Here is a 17,015-nt window from a genome sequence, read left to right as displayed (position 1 = left end):
CGGATAAATATTGAATGGCTCGAATTGATTTTCATAGCAATGTGAGTGATAAGTTGGAATACGCTTGTCGCCTTACGCGTAAGATTTGGAGTGCTACGCCTGAAGGTGAGCCAGTCCGCAATATTGTGATGGTGGGTGAGAAAGCAGATCTGAAAAAGTTGAACGACCTTCTTTGGGCGTTTAGCAGTACCGATTTCTTGCCGCACTGTTTTATTGAGGATGAGGCCGCAGTAGAAACGCCCATTGTCTTAACTGATGACTTTGCATCTTCATCCCTGAATAACATTCCTCATGCTGATGTCATGATTCATTTAGGAATGCGTATGCCTGCTGATGTACCGGCCTTGGTTGCGCGCTTTCCCAGAATTGTTGAGGTGGTCACGGTGAATGAAGCAGAGCGTTTGGCAGGGCGCGAGCGCTTTAAAGCCTACCGAGAGTTAGGCCATGAGTTACATAACTTTGACCAATCCAAAAGCTAAGAACTATGTTGATTCATCCACAGTTTGACCCTGCAGCAATTCGTATTGGATCTTTTGCAATTCATTGGTATGGCTTGATGTATCTGATGGCCTTTGTTCAATTTTTGCTTTTGGGTCGCTTACGCATTAAATCACCTCGTTATCAAGCCCTGGGTTGGACCTATAAAGATCTTGAGGATCTTCTGTTTGCCGGCGTTCTTGGCGTAGTGTTAGGTGGTCGTTTGGGCTACACCTTGTTTTATATGCCAGGCTTCTATCTAACTCACCCTTTGAGTATTTTTAAAATATGGGAAGGTGGCATGTCTTTTCATGGTGGTTTATTAGGGGTGCTAGTTGCACTTTTCTGGTTTGCTAAAAAGCATAAGACCACTTTTTTTGTGGTGAGTGATTTGGTCGCTCCACTAGTTCCCTTTGGCTTGGCTTTTGGTCGTCTGGGTAACTTTATTAATGGCGAGTTATGGGGTAGACCTACTGATCTTCCATGGGCAATGATTTTTCCTTTAGTGGATTCTGTGCCACGCCATCCATCACAGATTTATCAACTGCTTGGTGAGGGTGTGCTCCTGGGTATTGCGCTTTGGATTTATGCGGGTAAGCCAAGACGTGTTGGCCAGATATCTGGATTTTTCATGTTGGGTTACGGTATTTGCCGCTTCTTGGCTGAGTATGCGCGTGAGCCCGATTCCTTCTTGGGCCTTCTAGGCTTAGGTTTATCGATGGGTCAGTGGTTGTGTGTGCCTATGATGTTCTTTGGTCTCTATCTCATGGCTGCATTTAAGTCAAAGAGTCAATAATTAGCTCATGCTGAATGAAGAGCTAACACTTCGAAAATTAGAGGTGCTGTGCTCGTTTATTCGGACCGGTAGTCTTTCAAAAACAGCAGAAGAGTTGCGTTTAAGTTCAGTCAGTATTCATAAGGCGCTGCATTCTCTGGAGTCCGGAATAGGGTGCGCTCTATTTGTAAAAGATGGACGTCAGTTAAAGGCCTTGCCAGCAGCTATTTATTTGGCTGAAGCAAGTGCCGATTTATTGGCTGACGTAGACCGTGTATTAAAAAAGACGAGAGCCAAAGCCGGTGTCGAGAGTGGGCAAATTCGTCTGGGGTCAATGTACTCTTTGACGGCCAATATTATTCCTAGAGTTATCATGGGTACCAAAATTCGTAGACCCGACTTAGATATTGATTTATATCTAGGATCTAACGAGGATTTGATGAAAAGGCTCAGCGAGGGAAATGTAGATGCAGTAGTCATGGCAGTTCCCACAAGAGATCTTCCGGAGGGTGTCCAGGTAGTCCCCCTTTTTGAGGACCAGTTGTTTTTGGCTTCCTCAAAAAACAATAAGCCAACCGAAGCTAATATTGATTTATCTGAGTACCAAAATGAGAAATTTTTAACCCTTCAAGATGGTTTTGCCACCACCTCAGGGTTTTATGAGGCTTTCCAGTTGGCTGGATTTGCCCCCAATGTAGTCATGAAGGTGGGCGATATCTTTTCTCTCATGAATATGGTCTCAGGGGACCTGGGAAGATCTTTGTTGCCCGGCAGGGTGAAGGCATTAATGGGTGATGCGATTGAATTTACCCCATTATTGCCAAAATATCAGGTGACGCAGCATATCGGCCTAATGTACCTCCAGGCTAATGAATCAAACCCCAACATCCTTGCTCTAGCGGCTGAAACCCGCATGTTGCATCGCAATAATCCCTGAATCCGTCTAAACACTTTTTCTAATTCATTAACTTAAAGTTAATGAATATACACTTTCATTAATTGATTCAGGTATGGCTCAGCTATACATTAGTAATCAACCCGCTACCCTTTGGGTTGAATTCTTTGAGAGATACACATGCTTGAAAAGCTAGCAAAAGCCCGTTACTTTTCCCGCGTTACAGGCGCGGTCAATCGACTCATTTCTGAGCGCGGTGAATCGAATGCTGTCAGCATGGCCGATGATGTCATCCATAACTATCGCAAGCTCTCCAAAGATCAGCATTCTAAATTTTTCAATTTTCTATTTGAAAAGCTAAATCCCGATGCCGCTGCGGTCATGGCTGCCGCGCAAAATTTTTCAGCAGAGGCGAGTGCTCGCAATTACATTAAATTACAGCGTGTGACTGAGCCACCGAGGCAAGAATTGTTTCGTCGACTTAACCGTGCAACCAATGGAACTGCTGCGCTCGTAGGTATGCGTCGTGACCTGTTGCAATTACTTGAAAAGCAGCCAGAGTTAACAGCAGTTGATTTTGACTTACGTCACCTCTTATCTTCTTGGTTTAACCCAGGATTTTTAAAGATGCATCGGGTGGATTGGAAGTCGCCCGCCGAAGTTCTTGAAAAGCTCATTCAGCATGAGGCTGTACACGCAATTGATGGTTGGGATGACCTGCGCCGCCGCTTGCAGCCTGATCGCAGATGTTTTGCGTTCTTTCATCCGCAGCTTCCAAATGAACCTTTGATTTTCGTTGAAGTAGCGCTATTGCCAGAAATCCCCGCTGTGATTACGCCTTTGGTAGATAAAAAGGCAGAGACCGTTCATCAAACTTCACAATACAAAGTGGCTGCTTTTTATTCCATTAGTAACTGCGAGCCAGGCTTGCGTGGTGTTTCAATGGGTAACTTCTTGATTAAGCGGGTTGCAGAGCAATTGCATGCAGAGTTCCCAAGTCTTAAAACATTTGTAACCCTTTCACCAATCCCGGGTTTCATTGACTGGGTCTCTGCTGGCGCAGATGTTGGCGGTGAAAAGACTGGCACCCAACTTAAGCCGGCAGTTCGCACAGCTCGTGAGCAATCCTTGGAAGTTCTTGGGCTTTCTAATCGCTCTTGGTCTGAGCGTTTAAGTACTGGTTGGCATCCAGACAATGCTACTGAAAAAGAAAAATCCGCTTTACTGTGCCTCGCAAGTATTTACTTGGGTTTAGGTTCTGCTGGCCGTAACGGTAACCCGGTTGCCAAATTTCACTTGGGCAACGGCGCCAAGCTTCATCAAATTAACTGGGCTGGAGACCTCTCTCGCAAGGGTTTGCGACAGTCCGCGGCACTTATGGTTAATTATTTATATGATCTTTCGGCTGTTGAGGAGAATCATGAGCGATTTACCCGGGGTGAAATTGATTATTCCCGTGCGGTTGGTCGTTTAATGCAGCCCTAAGCAAGAAATTTAGTAGAGGAGGCTCTAAAGCAGAATTCACAGAGTATTCGCTTTAGAATGGAACATAAAGAAGCCAGCGGCTACAAAACTGGCAGTACCCACAGTTGTAAGTAGAAAAATAATAGTCATTTAGGAGATGAGCATGACAGATTCAAAAGAAATTTCTCAATTGCGTCGCACATTGTTGCTGGGTGCGGCTGGAGCATCCGTTGCTGGTTACGATCTGAGCGCGTTTGCTCAATCAGGCGCTAAAAGTTTAAAGATTTCTCACCAATTTCCGAGTGGCACAGACTTCCGTGATCGTTTATGCAAGAAGTTCGGTGAAGAGGTCACTAAAAAAACAAACGGCGAATTGAAGTTTGACGTTTATCCGCAATCCTCATTAATGAAAACAAATGCTCAATTTAGCGCTCTCCGCAAAGGCGCTCTTGACTTTAGTTTCTACCCAATGCCTTATGCGGGTGGAGAGGTTGTTGAGGCTAACATTGGTCTAATGCCAGCGCTAGTTACTAGTTATGAACAGGGCGCTAAATGGAAAAATGCTGAAGTTGGTAAGATCTTGAATAAGGTCATGGAGTCCAAGGGTATTGTGATTGTTAGTTGGGTGTGGCAGGCTGGTGGCGTTGCTACACGTTCTGGTCCTATCGTGGTTCCGGACGACGTTAAGGGCGTTAAGGTGAGGGGTGGCAGTCGTGAATTTGATGCCATGCTTAAGGCAGCCGGTGCATCCGTAATGACCTCGATTCCTTCGAATGAGATTTATCAGGCCGTGCAAACCGGCTCACTAGAGGCAGCCTACACATCATCAGCAAGCTTAATGTCATTCAAGCTTGCGGAGTTAACTAAAAACTTTACCTCCGCCAAAAATAAATCCTATTGGTATATGTTAGAGCCACTCATGATGTCAAAAACGGTGTTTGATTCTTTAACACCAAAACAACGCGACGTCATTATGGCGGTCGGGGTGGATATGGAAAAATTTGGTACCGAACAGGCCAAGTTGGATGATATTGATGCATCCATTGCATTTGCTAAAGCCGGCAACAAGGTTTTTGAAATGGATACGTCGGTAGTTGATAAATGGAAGGCAGTGGCTAAGAATTCTGCTTGGAAAGAATTCTCGGAGCGTAATGAAACTTGTGCTGCAATGATGCGCTCGGCAGAAAAGCTTTCATAAAATGATGTTGATTCTAGAAGCTGCCGACAGGGTGATGTCGGCAGTGAATAAATTCTTGGTGTTACTGGGCTCACTCGCCCTGATGGCTGCGGCCCTCATTCTGAGTTACAGCGTTATGTCTCGTGGTTTATTTCATACGGCTAACGACTGGCAAGATGAGGCCGCTCTATTTTGCTTGGTGGGCGTAACTTTTCTCTGCAGTTCATATGTGCAAGAGAGACGTGGCCATATAGGAATTTCCGCAATTGAGGGCCTGTTGCCTCACCCAGTTAATAAAGTACGCGGAATTGTTATTGATGTGATTTCCTGCCTATTTTTTGCCTTTTTTTCTACGAAAACTTGGGATTTGCTTCAGGAAGCATGGGTAGATGGTCAAGTAACCAACTCCACTTGGGCTCCTCCTTTGTGGATTCCCTATTCTATGATGTTTGCTGGCATGGCATTACTCACATTTCAACTATTTCTACAAATTTTCATCAGAAAAACGATCACTACTGATGTTGTGAGTGGGGGTCACTAATATGTCTATTCTTACCATTGGTCTTTTATTTGCTTTTGTAACCCTTGTGATTATGTTTTCAGGGATTTCAATTGCTTTTGCTTTAGGTATTGTTGCAATTATTTTTATGTATTTCTTCATGCCTGCTTCATCATTAGATACGGTTGCGCAGAACGTGTATGAGGAAATGTCCAGCATTACTTTGATGTCCATACCATTGTTTATCTTGAAAGGCGCCGCTATTGGCCGTTCACGCGCGGGCAAGGATTTGTATGATGCTCTTCATGTATGGATGGGTAAGATACCTGGCGGCTTAGGAGTTGCGAACGTATTTGCTTGTGCGCTGTTTGCTGCTATGGCCGGATCTAGCCCTGCAACTTGTTCTGCGATTGGTAGCGCAGGAATTCCTGAGATGCGTAAGCGCGGCTACTCTCCAGGTTTTGCAGCAGGCATTATTGCTGCTGGTGGCACCTTGGGAATTTTATTGCCACCTTCAATCACCATGATCTTATATTCTGTGGCAGCAGAGCAATCATTGGGGCGCTTATTCTTGGCGGCCATTGGCCCTGGCGTCATGCTGGTCATATTCTTTTCCGCATACACCGTCTATCGCTTCCGTAAAGAGTACACCAGCGCTTACGAAGCTTATGCTGTCACTAAGGTTTCTACGCCCATATTGGAGCGTCAAACCTACACCATTCAGCAAAAAATGAGCTCATTGCCTAGAGTGCTGCCTTTCTTAGTTTTATTGATTGGTGTAATGGTAGCCTTGTACGGAGGATATGCAACGCCTGCTGAAACAGCGGGCTTGGGCGCAGTCTTTGCATTTTTATTAATTGCAGTGATTTATAAGATGTGGCGTTTTAAGGATTTATATCCCTTGTTAGATGTCACGATCCGCGAATCCGCGATGTTGATGTTCATCATTGGGATGTCCCTCTTATTTGCAAATGTGATGAGTTACTTGCATTTAAGTCAGTCTGCTGCACAGGCAATTGTTGATCTAAATACTTCTAGATGGGTGTTATTGGGGGCCATTCTACTGATGGTGATCGTTCTAGGATTCTTCTTGCCACCCGTCTCAATTATTTTGATGACTTCGCCAATTTTCTTGCCACCTCTGCGTGCCGCTGGCTTTGATTTAATCTGGTTTGGCGTGGTGATGACTATTGTGATGGAAACGGGCTTAATTCATCCACCAGTTGGTCTGAATATTTTCGTTATTAAGAATATTGCCCCTGATATCACCTTGCGTGAAATCATCTACGGCGTGATGCCATTTGTATTCATCATGCTTTTTTCTGTTGTATTGCTTTGCGTATTCCCAGAAATCGCCACTGGATTATCTAATTGGGTAATGGGTGCGCCTCTAGTTTAAGAAATCAAGGAATATTTTCATGAATTTGTATTCAGTATTGGAAAAAGGTTTTCCAAAGGATAAAAAAGCGTGCGCTCTCGAGACGCACGACGGTCTTTATTACTCTTGGGATGACCTTGAGTCAGCAACCGCCAAGCTTGCCAATTTACTTGCTAGCCTGAAGCTTCCAAAAGGAGCCAGGGTTGCAGTGCAGGTTGAGAAGTCTCCTGAAGCACTTTTTCTTTATCTAGCAACGATTCGTGCGGGCTATGTGTATTTGCCGCTGAATACCGCTTATCAGTCAGCTGAAATCCAGTACTTCCTAGAGAATGCTGAGCCCGCAGTGGTTGTGTGCAGCAGCAAGAATCTCTCTTGGGTTTCTAAGGTGGCTTCCAAGGCTGGCACTAAGCATGTATTTACGCTGGATGAGAATCGTACGGGTACCTTATTAGAGCGTGCACGAAATCTGAGCGACAAATTCAAGACTATTCCAGCAAAAGATGATGATCTTGCAGCGATTCTGTATACCTCTGGTACAACAGGACGCAGTAAAGGCGCAATGCTTACTCATAAGAATCTTGGCAGCAATGCACAAGTGTTGCAAAAGTTCTGGGGCTGGAAAAAAGGCGATGTATTGCTACATGCTTTACCTATCTTCCACGTTCATGGATTGTTTGTGGCGGCGCATGGCGCATTGATTAATGGCAGCAAGATGATTTGGTTGCCACGTTTAGATACGGCACAGCTGATTAAGCAAATGCCACAGTCCACAGTGATGATGGGTGTACCTACATTCTATGTACGTCTATTGGCTGACAAAGGATTTACTAAAAAAGTAGCAAGCAATATGCGCCTATTTGTTTCCGGCTCAGCTCCTTTGCTGACAGAAACATTTAATACCTTCAAAGAAGTGATTGGCCAGCCTATTCTTGAGCGTTATGGCATGAGTGAGACGGTGATGTTGGTTTCCAATCCTTACAAAGGCAAGCGCGTAGGTGGTTCGGTTGGTCTGCCATTGCCTGGCGTTAAGGTGCGTGTAGTTGATGAAGATAATAAGCCATGCAAAGTAAACGAGATCGGCAGTATTCAAGTGAAGGGTCCGAATATATTTGCTGGCTACTGGCGTATGCCTGAGAAGACTGCTGAAGAATTTACCAAAGACGGCTGGTTTAAAACTGGCGACGTCGGTCGTTGGGGTGGCGATGCCAATGGTGGTAAAGCTCCAAATGATTACTTGTGCATTGTTGGCCGCAGCAAGGATTTGATTATTTCTGGTGGCTACAACGTTTACCCGAAAGAAATCGAAAGTTTCATTGATGACATGACTGGTGTTGATGAAAGTGCTGTGATTGGTATTCCGCACCCTGATTTTGGTGAGGCAGTGATGGCAGTAGTAGTGCCTAAGGCCGGAGCAAAACTCAATGCAGAAGCAATGATTGCTACTTTGAAAACACAAATTGCAAACTTTAAGATTCCAAAGCGCGTAGAGATTGTTGCTGATTTACCTCGTAATGCTATGGGTAAGGTGCAAAAGAATATTTTGCGTCAGCAGTACACGGCGTAATTAGAAGCCGAATGCCTTGCGGCTTTCATTAAACATGAAGGCTGCAAGGAAAAAAAGCATGATGCCAAAAACTCGTTTGAGCTGAGCAATATCGAGTTTTCTGGCCATCTTTGCACCCAAGGGTGCAGTAAAGATACTGACCGTCACAATGCACGCAACCGCCGGTAAATAAACAAAGCCCAGAGAGCCTGCCGGAAGATTAGGATTGCCCCAGCTTCCATACATATAGCCAATAGTTGCTGCTGCTGCAATTGGAAAACCCAAGCCAGATGAAGTAGCCATCGCTGTATGCGGTTTGACATTGCACCAAAGCATAAATGGCACAGTAATAAATGCCCCGCCTGCGCCTACTAAGCTTGCAAGAGCTCCAGCAAAGGTACCAAAAGAAAATAAACCAAGCGTCCCAGGCAAATCTCTACCTGCTTTAGGCTTCTTATTGAGCAGCATTTGGATTGAGGTGTAAACAATAAAGACGGCAAAGAAGAGTGAGAGCCATGAGGTCTTGAGTGCTTCGAATAATTCACTGCCACCAACCAATCCACCAAAAATCATTCCGGGACTTAAATAAGAAACTAATTTCCAATCAATCGAGCCATGTTTGTGATGCGCCCAAATTGCGGAGGTGGTTGTAAACAGTATGGTGGCCATGCCTGTTGCAATGGCCATGTGCACAATCACTTCTTGGCTAAATCCTAGATGATTAAAAACCAAGATCATGAAGGGCACCAGGATCATACCGCCACCAATACCCAGCAGTCCAGCCAGGTAGCCAGAGATGGCACCACACAACATCAACATCAAGATGTCGCTTAGTAACATGAATTCCCCGCCTTAGCCGCTAGGCCGTCATCCTGAACCCTAAGGTTCAAGGTGGAACGGCTACTCTGTTTCGGGTGCATTAAGAGGCTCAGGGAGTAACCAAGTCTAAGTTGGCACTGTGAGCTTGCAAAACGCTCGCGCCCACAAGGTAAAGATCGTTCCGGATGCTTGCGCATCGGTTCAAGGAACTATTGGCCTTGGCGAACCAGGCAGGGAAAGGGTTTGCATCAAAGCATCTACCTGGTCTTCAAGTGCACGAATCTCACCCTGTAGGCGAGTAACTTCATCTGTGCTGACATTGGAAGAACTGCTTTGCTGTGATGGATTTTTTTGTAAGGTAATAAGATCGCCAGCAATTTTGAGTGCGGCCATCATGCTCGCTCTTTCAATACTGCGGTTACCACCATTAATAGCCAGTTGAATTTGTTCATCTACCAAGACGCACGCTGCACGGAGTAATGGCTCATGCTCGGCACTAGTTGCCAGAGTAATTTTCTGACCGGCAAGACTTACCTCAATGCGTTGTTGGCTCATTGTCATCCTCAGGGTTATTTGGTGGGATAGCTTCGCCAAGTAGATTGAGTTGGCGACCGTCGCTTTGTTCTGGCAGGCGACTCAAGATGCGTTGAACACGCTTTTGTGCCTCATCAATCTTACCCTCAAGCTGCACTCGATTTTGATTAATGCTTTGCACAGCTTCAGCAATAACCTGAATTTTTCCAGCCACTCGATTGATGGATGCGCATAGCGCATCCATACCTAAGGCTAGGTCGCCAGTGGAAAGAGGGGGGGTCTCGCTCATACTGGCATTGTATCCTCTGGCTTGACTCGGATGTGGGGTTGATGGTTTAGGCCCTAAAAGATCGGCTAAACCAGGCTGGCTGGCAGGAAATTTCTTAGTTAAGGCTATATTTGAGGGTTAGGAAAACTGACCTAGGTTCACTGGGATAGTAAAAGTGATTGCCACTAAATGAGCTTACTCCACCGTAGCTTGAGTACTGCGCATTCCCTACGTTTTTGACTGTGAGTCTAGCCTCGACCGCTTGAAATTTATAAGAGGTAAAAATATCTCCCACAACGTAAGCCGGCATGACGGGGGCCTCGCTGTAATTATTTGGTCCAGCATCGTAATGTTGGTTGCTGATATAGTTAACAACTCCGCCAACTGTCCAGCCGCTGGTGATTAAATAATTTGCTCTTGCATTGAGTAGGGTATCTGGCACGATGGGTATTGCGTTTCCTGCATAGGGGCCATTTGCGTAATATGACTTCTGATATTTACCACCTAACCCGATATTGAATGACTGAGTAATGTTGGAGGCAACATCAAACAAAATACCGCCTCGATTGGTCTGGTATATAGAGTTGTAGTTATAACCTGTACTCGGGTTATAACTAATCTCATTTTGAGTCATGGATTTAAAGATTGAGGAGGTAATTCTTGAATTCCAGATTGACCAGTTGCCACCTATTTCGTAGGTTTGTGTAGTTTGCGGTTGCAGGATGCCGTTGAAGACTGTGGTTCCAACCCCATTGGCATCATATGCAAACCCCCAATATTCATCGATGTTTGGAAATCTAAAGGATTGGTTCCACTTTGCATATATTCGTTGCCCAGGTAGGTAATTAGCATTCAATGCAATGTCTCCTGCATTGGCGGCATATTGTTGAGTATTGCTAGCGGTGCCATTAGCTGCGGTGATGGAGGTATTGGTAGTTGATGCTTGTTGTACTTGACGTCGAAATCCTCCGCTGGCCTCAACAATTTTCCCAAGTGGAACTTTTTGCATTGCATAAAGAGAATTATTAATTTGAGTTGCGTTTTGAGAGTTGTGGGTTAGGTTGTTGTAATACGATCCGAAAGGGTTATTGTTAACGTCATTCTGATTGGTGAGAATGATTCCTTGTGAGAGTGGGCTATAGCTATCGCTACCAGCTTGATTTGCTTTTGAAAAGTCGTATCCAAATATGGTGGTTCCGACTCCATCAAAGTTTGCTTTGAGCCTGGGAGAGACAGATAGTTGCCAGCCTTGCAATTTTGAATTCATTGCACTTCCTGCATAGCCATAGTTAGGGCTATTGAAATCTAAAGAGGTGAAGTAATCAGCTTGAGGTGTATAAAAGAACGAGGTCTTATTGTTATAGGATGTATCAAGTTCAACCACATAGGCTTCGCTCAAAGTTTTGGTTAGACCTTGTCGGAATCCAGAATTATTGGTAGTAGCATTATTACCAGCATTTTGTGGGTTCACTGACAATGGATTTCCAGACCCAACGAGACCCACTACAGGGCTGGCAATCTGCGAGTTTGTATAACCATAGTATGCATCAACATAAATGCGATCACTGCCGCCTAAATCTTGAGAAATTTTGGCATCTACTGAATAAGCATTTGCTGCAGTATTGGGTCTCCAACCATTGGTGTTGGAAGTATTTGCGCTGATTTGATAGGTTGTTTTGTCAGCCGTGTTTTTAAAAATGGCATTGTTAATTAAGGTTCCCCAGGTACCATATGTGGAGGATGCTTGATTGATATTTTTCTTGCCGCCATTGGTAATGATATTGATGACGCCACCAACAGCCCCGTTGCCGTATTGAACGCTGGCCCCACCCTGCAGTATTTCAATGCGCTCAATTGAATCTATTGGAATAGATTCCCAGTCTACACTTCCAGAATCAATAGGGTTTATTCGAATACCATCAACGAGAATCACGGTTGTGCTATTGCCAGTTGGTCCGTAGCCACCCATATCAACGGACGCATCTAAATTTAGCGCACTAGAATTTAATCCAGTAACTCGAAGGCCGCCAATTTGGGATAAGACCTGAGGGATGGTATTGGAGCTGGAATTTTCAATTTCATCTCGCGTGACCACTTTGACGTTAGCTGGAACCTCATTTAGGTTTTCCTCAAAGCGTGAGCCTGTCACAATTACCGTCGACGGATTGCTTTGCGCGAATGCATAGGGTGTGAGGTTAAGGCTTATAAGGGAGCCGCAAAGTAGAGCAATTTTTTTCTTACTAAACTGCTGTTTCATGAAAAGCTTTCTGTTACAGATTGCCTAGCTAACTTCCCCGTTAACTGGGTCGAACAGAATTTCCCGTGCAGGAGTTCAGGCGTCAATGTGGCTTCGGATCGCGGGATCATAAGCATTCATCGGCGCGCGAAGATCCCCGTCCGCAAAATTCCACCTGTCTTGGCCGGTATCCGGGCTAGTAAATATCAGAATCTGGCCTTCCCATGCGATTGACGCGCACAGTGGCTTTGTTAGATTCCTGACGCCCCAAATAAACCAAAAAGGGCGCATTTACCTACCGTTGCGGGGGCAGCACACGTTTAGTGTTTCCCGTTTAACTTTATTGCACTGCAATAAAGCACCACGACTCCGCCATTCTAGCGGATTTGAAGTGCGCCAAGTGGGGGTTCAAGGCTTTGAGGGGTAAAAAAGCCTACAATAGAGGGTCTTGGAGCAAGGATTCATGACCGTATTAGATAAGCATCCCGAAAAAAACCTGATTCGCCTACAGTTGAGTCAAAACTCGGTCTTAAAAAGCTTGGATCCCTCGGCAATGGCTGATTTAGAGCGCCATTTAGAAATTGCAGACCTCAAAAAATCAGAAATCTTGCTGCATCAAGGTGATCACCAGATGGAGCAGTACTTCGTTTTGGATGGCATTCTGAAACGGATTGTTTCGAGCGCGGATGCCAAAGAGATGATTTTGCGTTTTGCTATCGAAAAAGATATTGAAACCAGCTATGCCGCATGGCGCTTAAAAACCGCTGCCCCATACAGTATTGCGTGTGTCACTAAGGCGCGTGTAGCTCGGATGCCCATGAAGAAGTGGGCTGAATTCCTGGAGGAGCACAAACCTCTCAAAGAGAGCTTTGAGTTTGAGGTGATGCGCCTGATGAGTGAAATCATGGCACACACCATTACCTTGCATATGCTCGATGCTCCAGGCCGGGTAGAGCGTTTCTTGCGTAAATATGAGGATTTATTCGAGCTTCTTCCAAAGAAGGAGTTAGCGGCTTACCTCAATCTCTCTCCTGAGACCCTAAGTCGCCTTAAAACGAAGCATAAAGAGCTCTTTGTTTAAGGGGCAAAACCGCCCGTAATTACAGGATTTAGGGGGAAATTGACCGAAGTCAATGATGAACCTCTTCCCCAAGCCTAATATTCATCTCAGCCTAAGCGGGACACAAAACCCGTTATGCGATTTATAACTACATTGGAGACGTTAGCGAAAGCTAAATTGCATTGGCTCTAGAAGAGCAAACCCGCAATTTCTATATAAATTTCTATGACAACTGATAATCAAAACACACAATTAACCGATGGCTTTCACCTCGTCATTGACGCCCTGAAAGCAAACGACCTCGATACTATTTTCGGTCTCGTTGGTATTCCAATTACTGACTTATGCCGTTTAGCGCAAGCAGAAGGTTTGCGTTTTATCGGCTTCCGTCATGAACAACACGCAGGTAATGCTGCTGCTATTGCTGGTTATATGACGCAAAAGCCGGGTATCTGTATGACTGTTTCTGCTCCTGGTTTCTTGAACGGTTTGACAGCACTTGCTAATGCAACTGTGAACTGCTTCCCAATGATTTTGATCTCTGGTTCAAGCGAACGTGAAATCGTTGACTTGCAACAGGGCGACTACGAAGAGATGGATCAGCTCAACGCAGCGAAGCCATATTGCAAAGCTGCATATCGTATTAATCACATTGAAGATATCGGCATTGGTTTTGCTCGCGCAATCCGTGCTGCTGTTTCTGGTCGTCCAGGTGGCGTTTATTTAGACTTGCCAGCTCAGTTGCTTGCACAAACTATGCCTGCTGATGAAGCAAAGAAATCCATTTTCAAAGTAATTGATCCAGTTCCACGTCAAATCCCAGCAGCTGATGCAGTTGCTCGTGCATTAAATGTGTTGAAGGGCGCTAAGCGTCCATTGATTCTCTTGGGTAAGGGCGCTGCTTATGCTCAAGCCGATAAAGAGATTCGTGACTTAGTTGAAAAATCAGGTATCCCTTACTTGCCGATGTCGATGGCTAAAGGTTTGTTGCCAGACAATCACCCACAATCTGCTTCTGCGGCGCGTTCATTTGTATTGGCTGAAGCTGATGCAGTGTTATTGGTTGGCGCACGTTTGAACTGGTTGCTGGCACACGGTAAAGGTAAAACTTGGGGCAAAGAGCCTAAGAAATTTATCCAAATTGATATTCAAGCAAACGAAGTGGATAGCAACGTTCAAATTGCTGCTCCATTGATTGGTGATATCGGTTCATGCGTTGGTGAACTCTTGAAGGGCATCTCTGCTGTTCCTAAGCCAAGTGCTGAGTGGATTGCTGCGATCACTGAGAAGAAGGATAAGAACTTAGCCAAGATGGCAGAGACATTGGCTAAAGAAGCAAATCCAATGAACTTCCATGGCGCATTACGTGTGATTCGTGATGTGATCAAGAAGAACCCAGATGTGAACTTGGTAAACGAAGGTGCAAATACACTCGACTATTGCCGTGCAATCGTTGATATGTACAAGCCACGTAAGCGTTTTGACTCTGGTACTTGGGGCATTATGGGTATCGGTATGGGTTATGCAATTGGCGCGGCCGTTACTAGCGGCTCGCCAACAGTTGCAGTTGAAGGCGATAGCGCATTTGGCTTTAGCGGTATGGAATTGGAAACAGTTTGCCGTTACAACTTGCCAATCACGACTGTTGTATTCAACAACAACGGCGTATACCGCGGTACTGACGTTAACCCAACAGGCGGCGCTGATGTTGCACCAACTGTGTTCGTTAAAGATGCTCGTTACGACAAAATGATTGAAGCATTTGGTGGTGTTGGTTACTACGTAACTACCCCAGCAGAATTAGAAGCAGCGTTAACAGAAGCGATTGCTGCCGGTAAACCAGCCCTCATCAATGCTGTTATTGATGAAACTGCAGGTACTGAGAGTGGACGTTTAACGAACTTAAACCCATCCACCGCAGCTGCTAAGAAATAAGATATTAAAAACGGTAATAAAAAGTTAATATTTTTGAGCTAAATTTGAAGTAAACAAGAAAGACTTAAGGAGAAACACACATGACTAAACCATTAGACGGTATTCGCATTATTGACTTCACACACGTACAGGCAGGCCCTGCATGTACTCAGTTGTTGGCTTGGTACGGCGCTGACGTAATCAAGGTTGAGCGTCCAGGTTCTGGCGACGTAACTCGTAGCCAATTGCGCGACATTCCAGGCGCAGATGCTTTGTACTTCACAATGTTGAACGGTAACAAGCGTTCATTGACTTTGGATACTAAGACTCAAGAAGGTAAAGAAGTTTTAGAGAAGATGATCAAAACTTCTGACGTCATGGTTGAGAACTTTGGTCCGGGCGCTTTGGATCGTATGGGATTCTCTTGGAAGCGTATCCAAGAATTGAACCCAAAAATGATCATGGCTTCTGTTAAAGGCTTTAGTGATGGCCACTCATACGAAGACTTAAAAGTGTATGAGAACGTTGCTCAGTGCGCTGGCGGTGCTGCTTCTACAACTGGCTTCTGGGATGGTCCTCCTACAGTTTCTGCTGCTGCTTTGGGTGACTCAAATACTGGTATGCACTTGGCAATCGGTATCTTGACAGCTTTGATGCAACGTCAAAAAACTGGCAAAGGTCAAAAAGTTTCTTGCTCAATGCAAGACGCTGTATTGAACTTGTGCCGCGTGAAGTTGCGCGACCAACAACGTTTGGACAAAATTGGTTACTTGGAAGAGTACCCACAGTACCCACACGGTTCATTTACTGACGTAGTTCCACGTGGCGGTAACGCTGGTGGTGGCGGTCAGCCAGGTTGGGTGTTGAAGTGTAAGGGTTGGGAAACAGATCCAAACGCATACATCTACTTCACTATTCAAGGTCACGCTTGGGAGCCAATTACTCGTGCGATTGGTAAGCCAGAGTGGGCAACTGATCCAGCGTACATGACTGCTGAAGCGCGTCAAGACAAGATTTTTGACATCTTCGCAACTATTGAAGACTGGCTCAAAGACAAGACTAAATACGAAGCTGTAGACATTCTCCGCAAGTTTGATATTCCATGTGCCCCAGTTCTCTCCATGAAAGAATTGGCTAACTCACCTGACTTGCGTAAGAGCGGTTCTATTGTTGAAGTGGACCACAAAGTACGTGGTAAGTATTTGACTATCGGTAGCCCAATCAAGTTCTCTGATTTGGAAATCGAAGTTGGTCCATCACCAGTATTGGGTGAGCACACTGACGAAGTATTGGCTGACCTTGGCTATAGCGCTGATGACATCGCTAAGTTGCACACAGCTAAAGCAGTTTAATAACAAGTAACATTGGCATTAATTTGAAGGCGCTCCTAGTGAGCGCCTTTTTTATTTCTTAAAAACTCTATAGACTGATCACATGAACACCAATATTGATTTACACCAGTTAGTAGAGTGCGTAGGCGATGCGATTGTGGTTGCCGATGCTGATGAAAAGATCGTGCTGTGGAATCCTGCGGCCACACGTATCTTTGGATACTCAGAGCAAGAAGCCCTTGGAAATACTTTAGATCTCATTGTTCCTGAGCGTCAGCGCCAGAAACACAATGAGGGATATAGCCATTCTATGAAGACTGGTACAACCCGCTATGGCGCTTCGCTATTAAAAGTTCCAGCCAAACATAAGGATGGTAGAACCCTTTCGATCGCTTTTACTGTAGGCATGCTCTTTGACGCCTCGGGGAAGGCTAACGGAGTGGTTGCCGTCATTCGGGATGAGTCAGAGCGTTTTGCCGAAGAAAGGGCCCTTAAAAAGCGCCTTTCTGATCTTGAAAATCCCCAGACTTAGCCGTACATAGACCCTAACAAGAGTAAATGCAGGTTTAGACGGAATCCATGCCCAAAAAACGGGCACGCCTCAATTTCTCCCATTTCCCACTGGTAAAATTGCTTTAATTCAAT

Annotated in this window: 15 protein-coding genes, 1 other RNA gene, 1 pseudogene and 1 riboswitch; of the genes and pseudogenes, 12 read left to right on the top strand and 5 right to left on the bottom strand. The window is 45.1% G+C overall.

Features of this window, described 5'->3' with window-relative positions:
* Positions 1–14: 14 nt before the first annotated feature.
* The 8 genes from ICN37_RS06300 (at position 15) to ICN37_RS06265 (ending at position 8,229) form a co-directional block, all read left to right on the top strand.
* Positions 15–479 carry a DNA polymerase III subunit chi gene (locus tag ICN37_RS06300; protein ID WP_215320420.1) on the top strand — a complete coding sequence of 155 codons (465 nt, stop codon included), beginning with the start codon at positions 15–17 and terminating at the stop codon, positions 477–479.
* Between the two features lie 5 nt (positions 480–484).
* Positions 485–1,273 carry a prolipoprotein diacylglyceryl transferase gene (gene lgt / locus ICN37_RS06295; protein ID WP_215320418.1) on the top strand — a complete coding sequence of 263 codons (789 nt, stop codon included), beginning with the start codon at positions 485–487 and terminating at the stop codon, positions 1,271–1,273.
* Positions 1,274–1,280: 7 nt separating this feature from the next.
* Positions 1,281–2,189: a LysR substrate-binding domain-containing protein gene (locus ICN37_RS06290; protein ID WP_216155744.1), complete on the top strand. Its 909-nt coding sequence runs from the start codon at positions 1,281–1,283 to the stop codon at positions 2,187–2,189.
* Between the two features lie 138 nt (positions 2,190–2,327).
* On the top strand, positions 2,328–3,632 hold the full coding sequence (locus tag ICN37_RS06285; protein WP_216155741.1) for a malonyl-CoA decarboxylase domain-containing protein: 1,305 nt from the start codon (positions 2,328–2,330) through the stop codon (positions 3,630–3,632).
* Positions 3,633–3,774: 142 nt separating this feature from the next.
* On the top strand, positions 3,775–4,809 hold the full coding sequence (dctP, locus tag ICN37_RS06280; protein WP_215320412.1) for a TRAP transporter substrate-binding protein DctP: 1,035 nt from the start codon (positions 3,775–3,777) through the stop codon (positions 4,807–4,809).
* A gap of 1 nt (position 4,810) precedes the next feature.
* Entirely contained in the window at positions 4,811–5,329 is a 519-nt protein-coding gene (locus ICN37_RS06275; protein WP_251368446.1) for a TRAP transporter small permease, read from the top strand.
* 1 nt (position 5,330) lies between these two features.
* Positions 5,331–6,686 carry a TRAP transporter large permease gene (locus ICN37_RS06270; RefSeq protein WP_215320410.1) on the top strand — a complete coding sequence of 452 codons (1,356 nt, stop codon included), beginning with the start codon at positions 5,331–5,333 and terminating at the stop codon, positions 6,684–6,686.
* Between the two features lie 13 nt (positions 6,687–6,699).
* A complete protein-coding gene (locus tag ICN37_RS06265; protein ID WP_216155788.1) occupies positions 6,700–8,229 on the top strand; it encodes an AMP-binding protein in 1,530 nt (509 codons plus the stop codon).
* On the opposite strand, the gene ICN37_RS06260 is transcribed toward ICN37_RS06265, so the two are convergent.
* The 5 genes and pseudogenes from ICN37_RS06260 to ICN37_RS06240 form a co-directional block, all read right to left on the bottom strand.
* Positions 8,230–9,048 carry a sulfite exporter TauE/SafE family protein gene (locus tag ICN37_RS06260; RefSeq protein WP_216155738.1) on the bottom strand — a complete coding sequence of 273 codons (819 nt, stop codon included), beginning with the start codon at positions 9,046–9,048 and terminating at the stop codon, positions 8,230–8,232.
* Positions 9,049–9,267: non-coding RNA, 6S RNA (ssrS, locus tag ICN37_RS06255), on the bottom strand.
* A gap of 99 nt (positions 9,268–9,366) precedes the next feature.
* Positions 9,367–9,582: pseudogene (locus ICN37_RS11685) on the bottom strand (cell division protein ZapA); the annotation flags it as partial.
* Positions 9,563–9,850, bottom strand: a complete 288-nt coding sequence (locus tag ICN37_RS06245; RefSeq protein ID WP_215320406.1) for a hypothetical protein — start codon at positions 9,848–9,850, stop codon at positions 9,563–9,565. The pseudogene ICN37_RS11685 and the gene ICN37_RS06245, both read right to left, overlap by 20 nt.
* 94 nt (positions 9,851–9,944) lie before the next feature.
* Entirely contained in the window at positions 9,945–12,086 is a 2,142-nt protein-coding gene (locus tag ICN37_RS06240; RefSeq protein WP_216155735.1) for a TonB-dependent receptor, read from the bottom strand.
* A gap of 143 nt (positions 12,087–12,229) precedes the next feature.
* Positions 12,230–12,446, bottom strand: a riboswitch (cobalamin riboswitch).
* An 82-nt stretch (positions 12,447–12,528) separates the two neighbouring features.
* On the opposite strand from ICN37_RS06240, the gene ICN37_RS06235 reads away from it, so the two are divergent.
* From ICN37_RS06235 to ICN37_RS06220, 4 genes are all read left to right on the top strand, one after another.
* Complete coding sequence (locus tag ICN37_RS06235; RefSeq protein ID WP_072583791.1) at positions 12,529–13,146, top strand: Crp/Fnr family transcriptional regulator; 618 nt, start codon at positions 12,529–12,531, stop codon at positions 13,144–13,146.
* A gap of 204 nt (positions 13,147–13,350) precedes the next feature.
* Complete coding sequence (gene oxc, locus ICN37_RS06230; protein ID WP_216155731.1) at positions 13,351–15,060, top strand: oxalyl-CoA decarboxylase; 1,710 nt, start codon at positions 13,351–13,353, stop codon at positions 15,058–15,060.
* An 80-nt stretch (positions 15,061–15,140) separates the two neighbouring features.
* The gene (gene frc / locus ICN37_RS06225) at positions 15,141–16,391 is read left to right on the top strand and encodes a formyl-CoA transferase (protein WP_215357501.1); all 1,251 of its coding nucleotides are present in this window, start codon (positions 15,141–15,143) and stop codon (positions 16,389–16,391) included.
* An 82-nt stretch (positions 16,392–16,473) separates the two neighbouring features.
* The gene (locus ICN37_RS06220) at positions 16,474–16,902 is read left to right on the top strand and encodes a PAS domain S-box protein (RefSeq protein ID WP_216155728.1); all 429 of its coding nucleotides are present in this window, start codon (positions 16,474–16,476) and stop codon (positions 16,900–16,902) included.
* Positions 16,903–17,015 lie beyond the last annotated feature (113 nt).

Source organism: Polynucleobacter sp. P1-05-14 (assembly GCF_018881675.1).
Taxonomy (GTDB): Bacteria; Pseudomonadota; Gammaproteobacteria; order Burkholderiales; family Burkholderiaceae; genus Polynucleobacter.
This window is presented reverse-complemented; position numbering and strand designations above follow the sequence as displayed.

Excerpts from the sequence above, each read along its gene's own strand:
- ICN37_RS06300 (WP_215320420.1), top strand. The coding sequence starts at position 15 with ATGGCTCGAATTGATTTTCATAGCAATGTGAGTGATAAGTTGGAATAC.
- lgt (WP_215320418.1), top strand. The coding sequence starts at position 485 with ATGTTGATTCATCCACAGTTTGACCCTGCAGCAATTCGTATTGGATCT.
- ICN37_RS06290 (WP_216155744.1), top strand. The coding sequence starts at position 1,281 with ATGCTGAATGAAGAGCTAACACTTCGAAAATTAGAGGTGCTGTGCTCG.
- ICN37_RS06285 (WP_216155741.1), top strand. The coding sequence starts at position 2,328 with ATGCTTGAAAAGCTAGCAAAAGCCCGTTACTTTTCCCGCGTTACAGGC.
- dctP (WP_215320412.1), top strand. The coding sequence starts at position 3,775 with ATGACAGATTCAAAAGAAATTTCTCAATTGCGTCGCACATTGTTGCTG.
- ICN37_RS06275 (WP_251368446.1), top strand. The coding sequence starts at position 4,811 with ATGATGTTGATTCTAGAAGCTGCCGACAGGGTGATGTCGGCAGTGAAT.
- ICN37_RS06270 (WP_215320410.1), top strand. The coding sequence starts at position 5,331 with ATGTCTATTCTTACCATTGGTCTTTTATTTGCTTTTGTAACCCTTGTG.
- ICN37_RS06260 (WP_216155738.1), bottom strand. The coding sequence starts at position 9,048 with ATGTTACTAAGCGACATCTTGATGTTGATGTTGTGTGGTGCCATCTCT.
- ICN37_RS06245 (WP_215320406.1), bottom strand. The coding sequence starts at position 9,850 with ATGAGCGAGACCCCCCCTCTTTCCACTGGCGACCTAGCCTTAGGTATG.
- ICN37_RS06240 (WP_216155735.1), bottom strand. The coding sequence starts at position 12,086 with ATGAAACAGCAGTTTAGTAAGAAAAAAATTGCTCTACTTTGCGGCTCC.
- ICN37_RS06235 (WP_072583791.1), top strand. The coding sequence starts at position 12,529 with ATGACCGTATTAGATAAGCATCCCGAAAAAAACCTGATTCGCCTACAG.
- oxc (WP_216155731.1), top strand. The coding sequence starts at position 13,351 with ATGACAACTGATAATCAAAACACACAATTAACCGATGGCTTTCACCTC.
- frc (WP_215357501.1), top strand. The coding sequence starts at position 15,141 with ATGACTAAACCATTAGACGGTATTCGCATTATTGACTTCACACACGTA.
- ICN37_RS06220 (WP_216155728.1), top strand. The coding sequence starts at position 16,474 with ATGAACACCAATATTGATTTACACCAGTTAGTAGAGTGCGTAGGCGAT.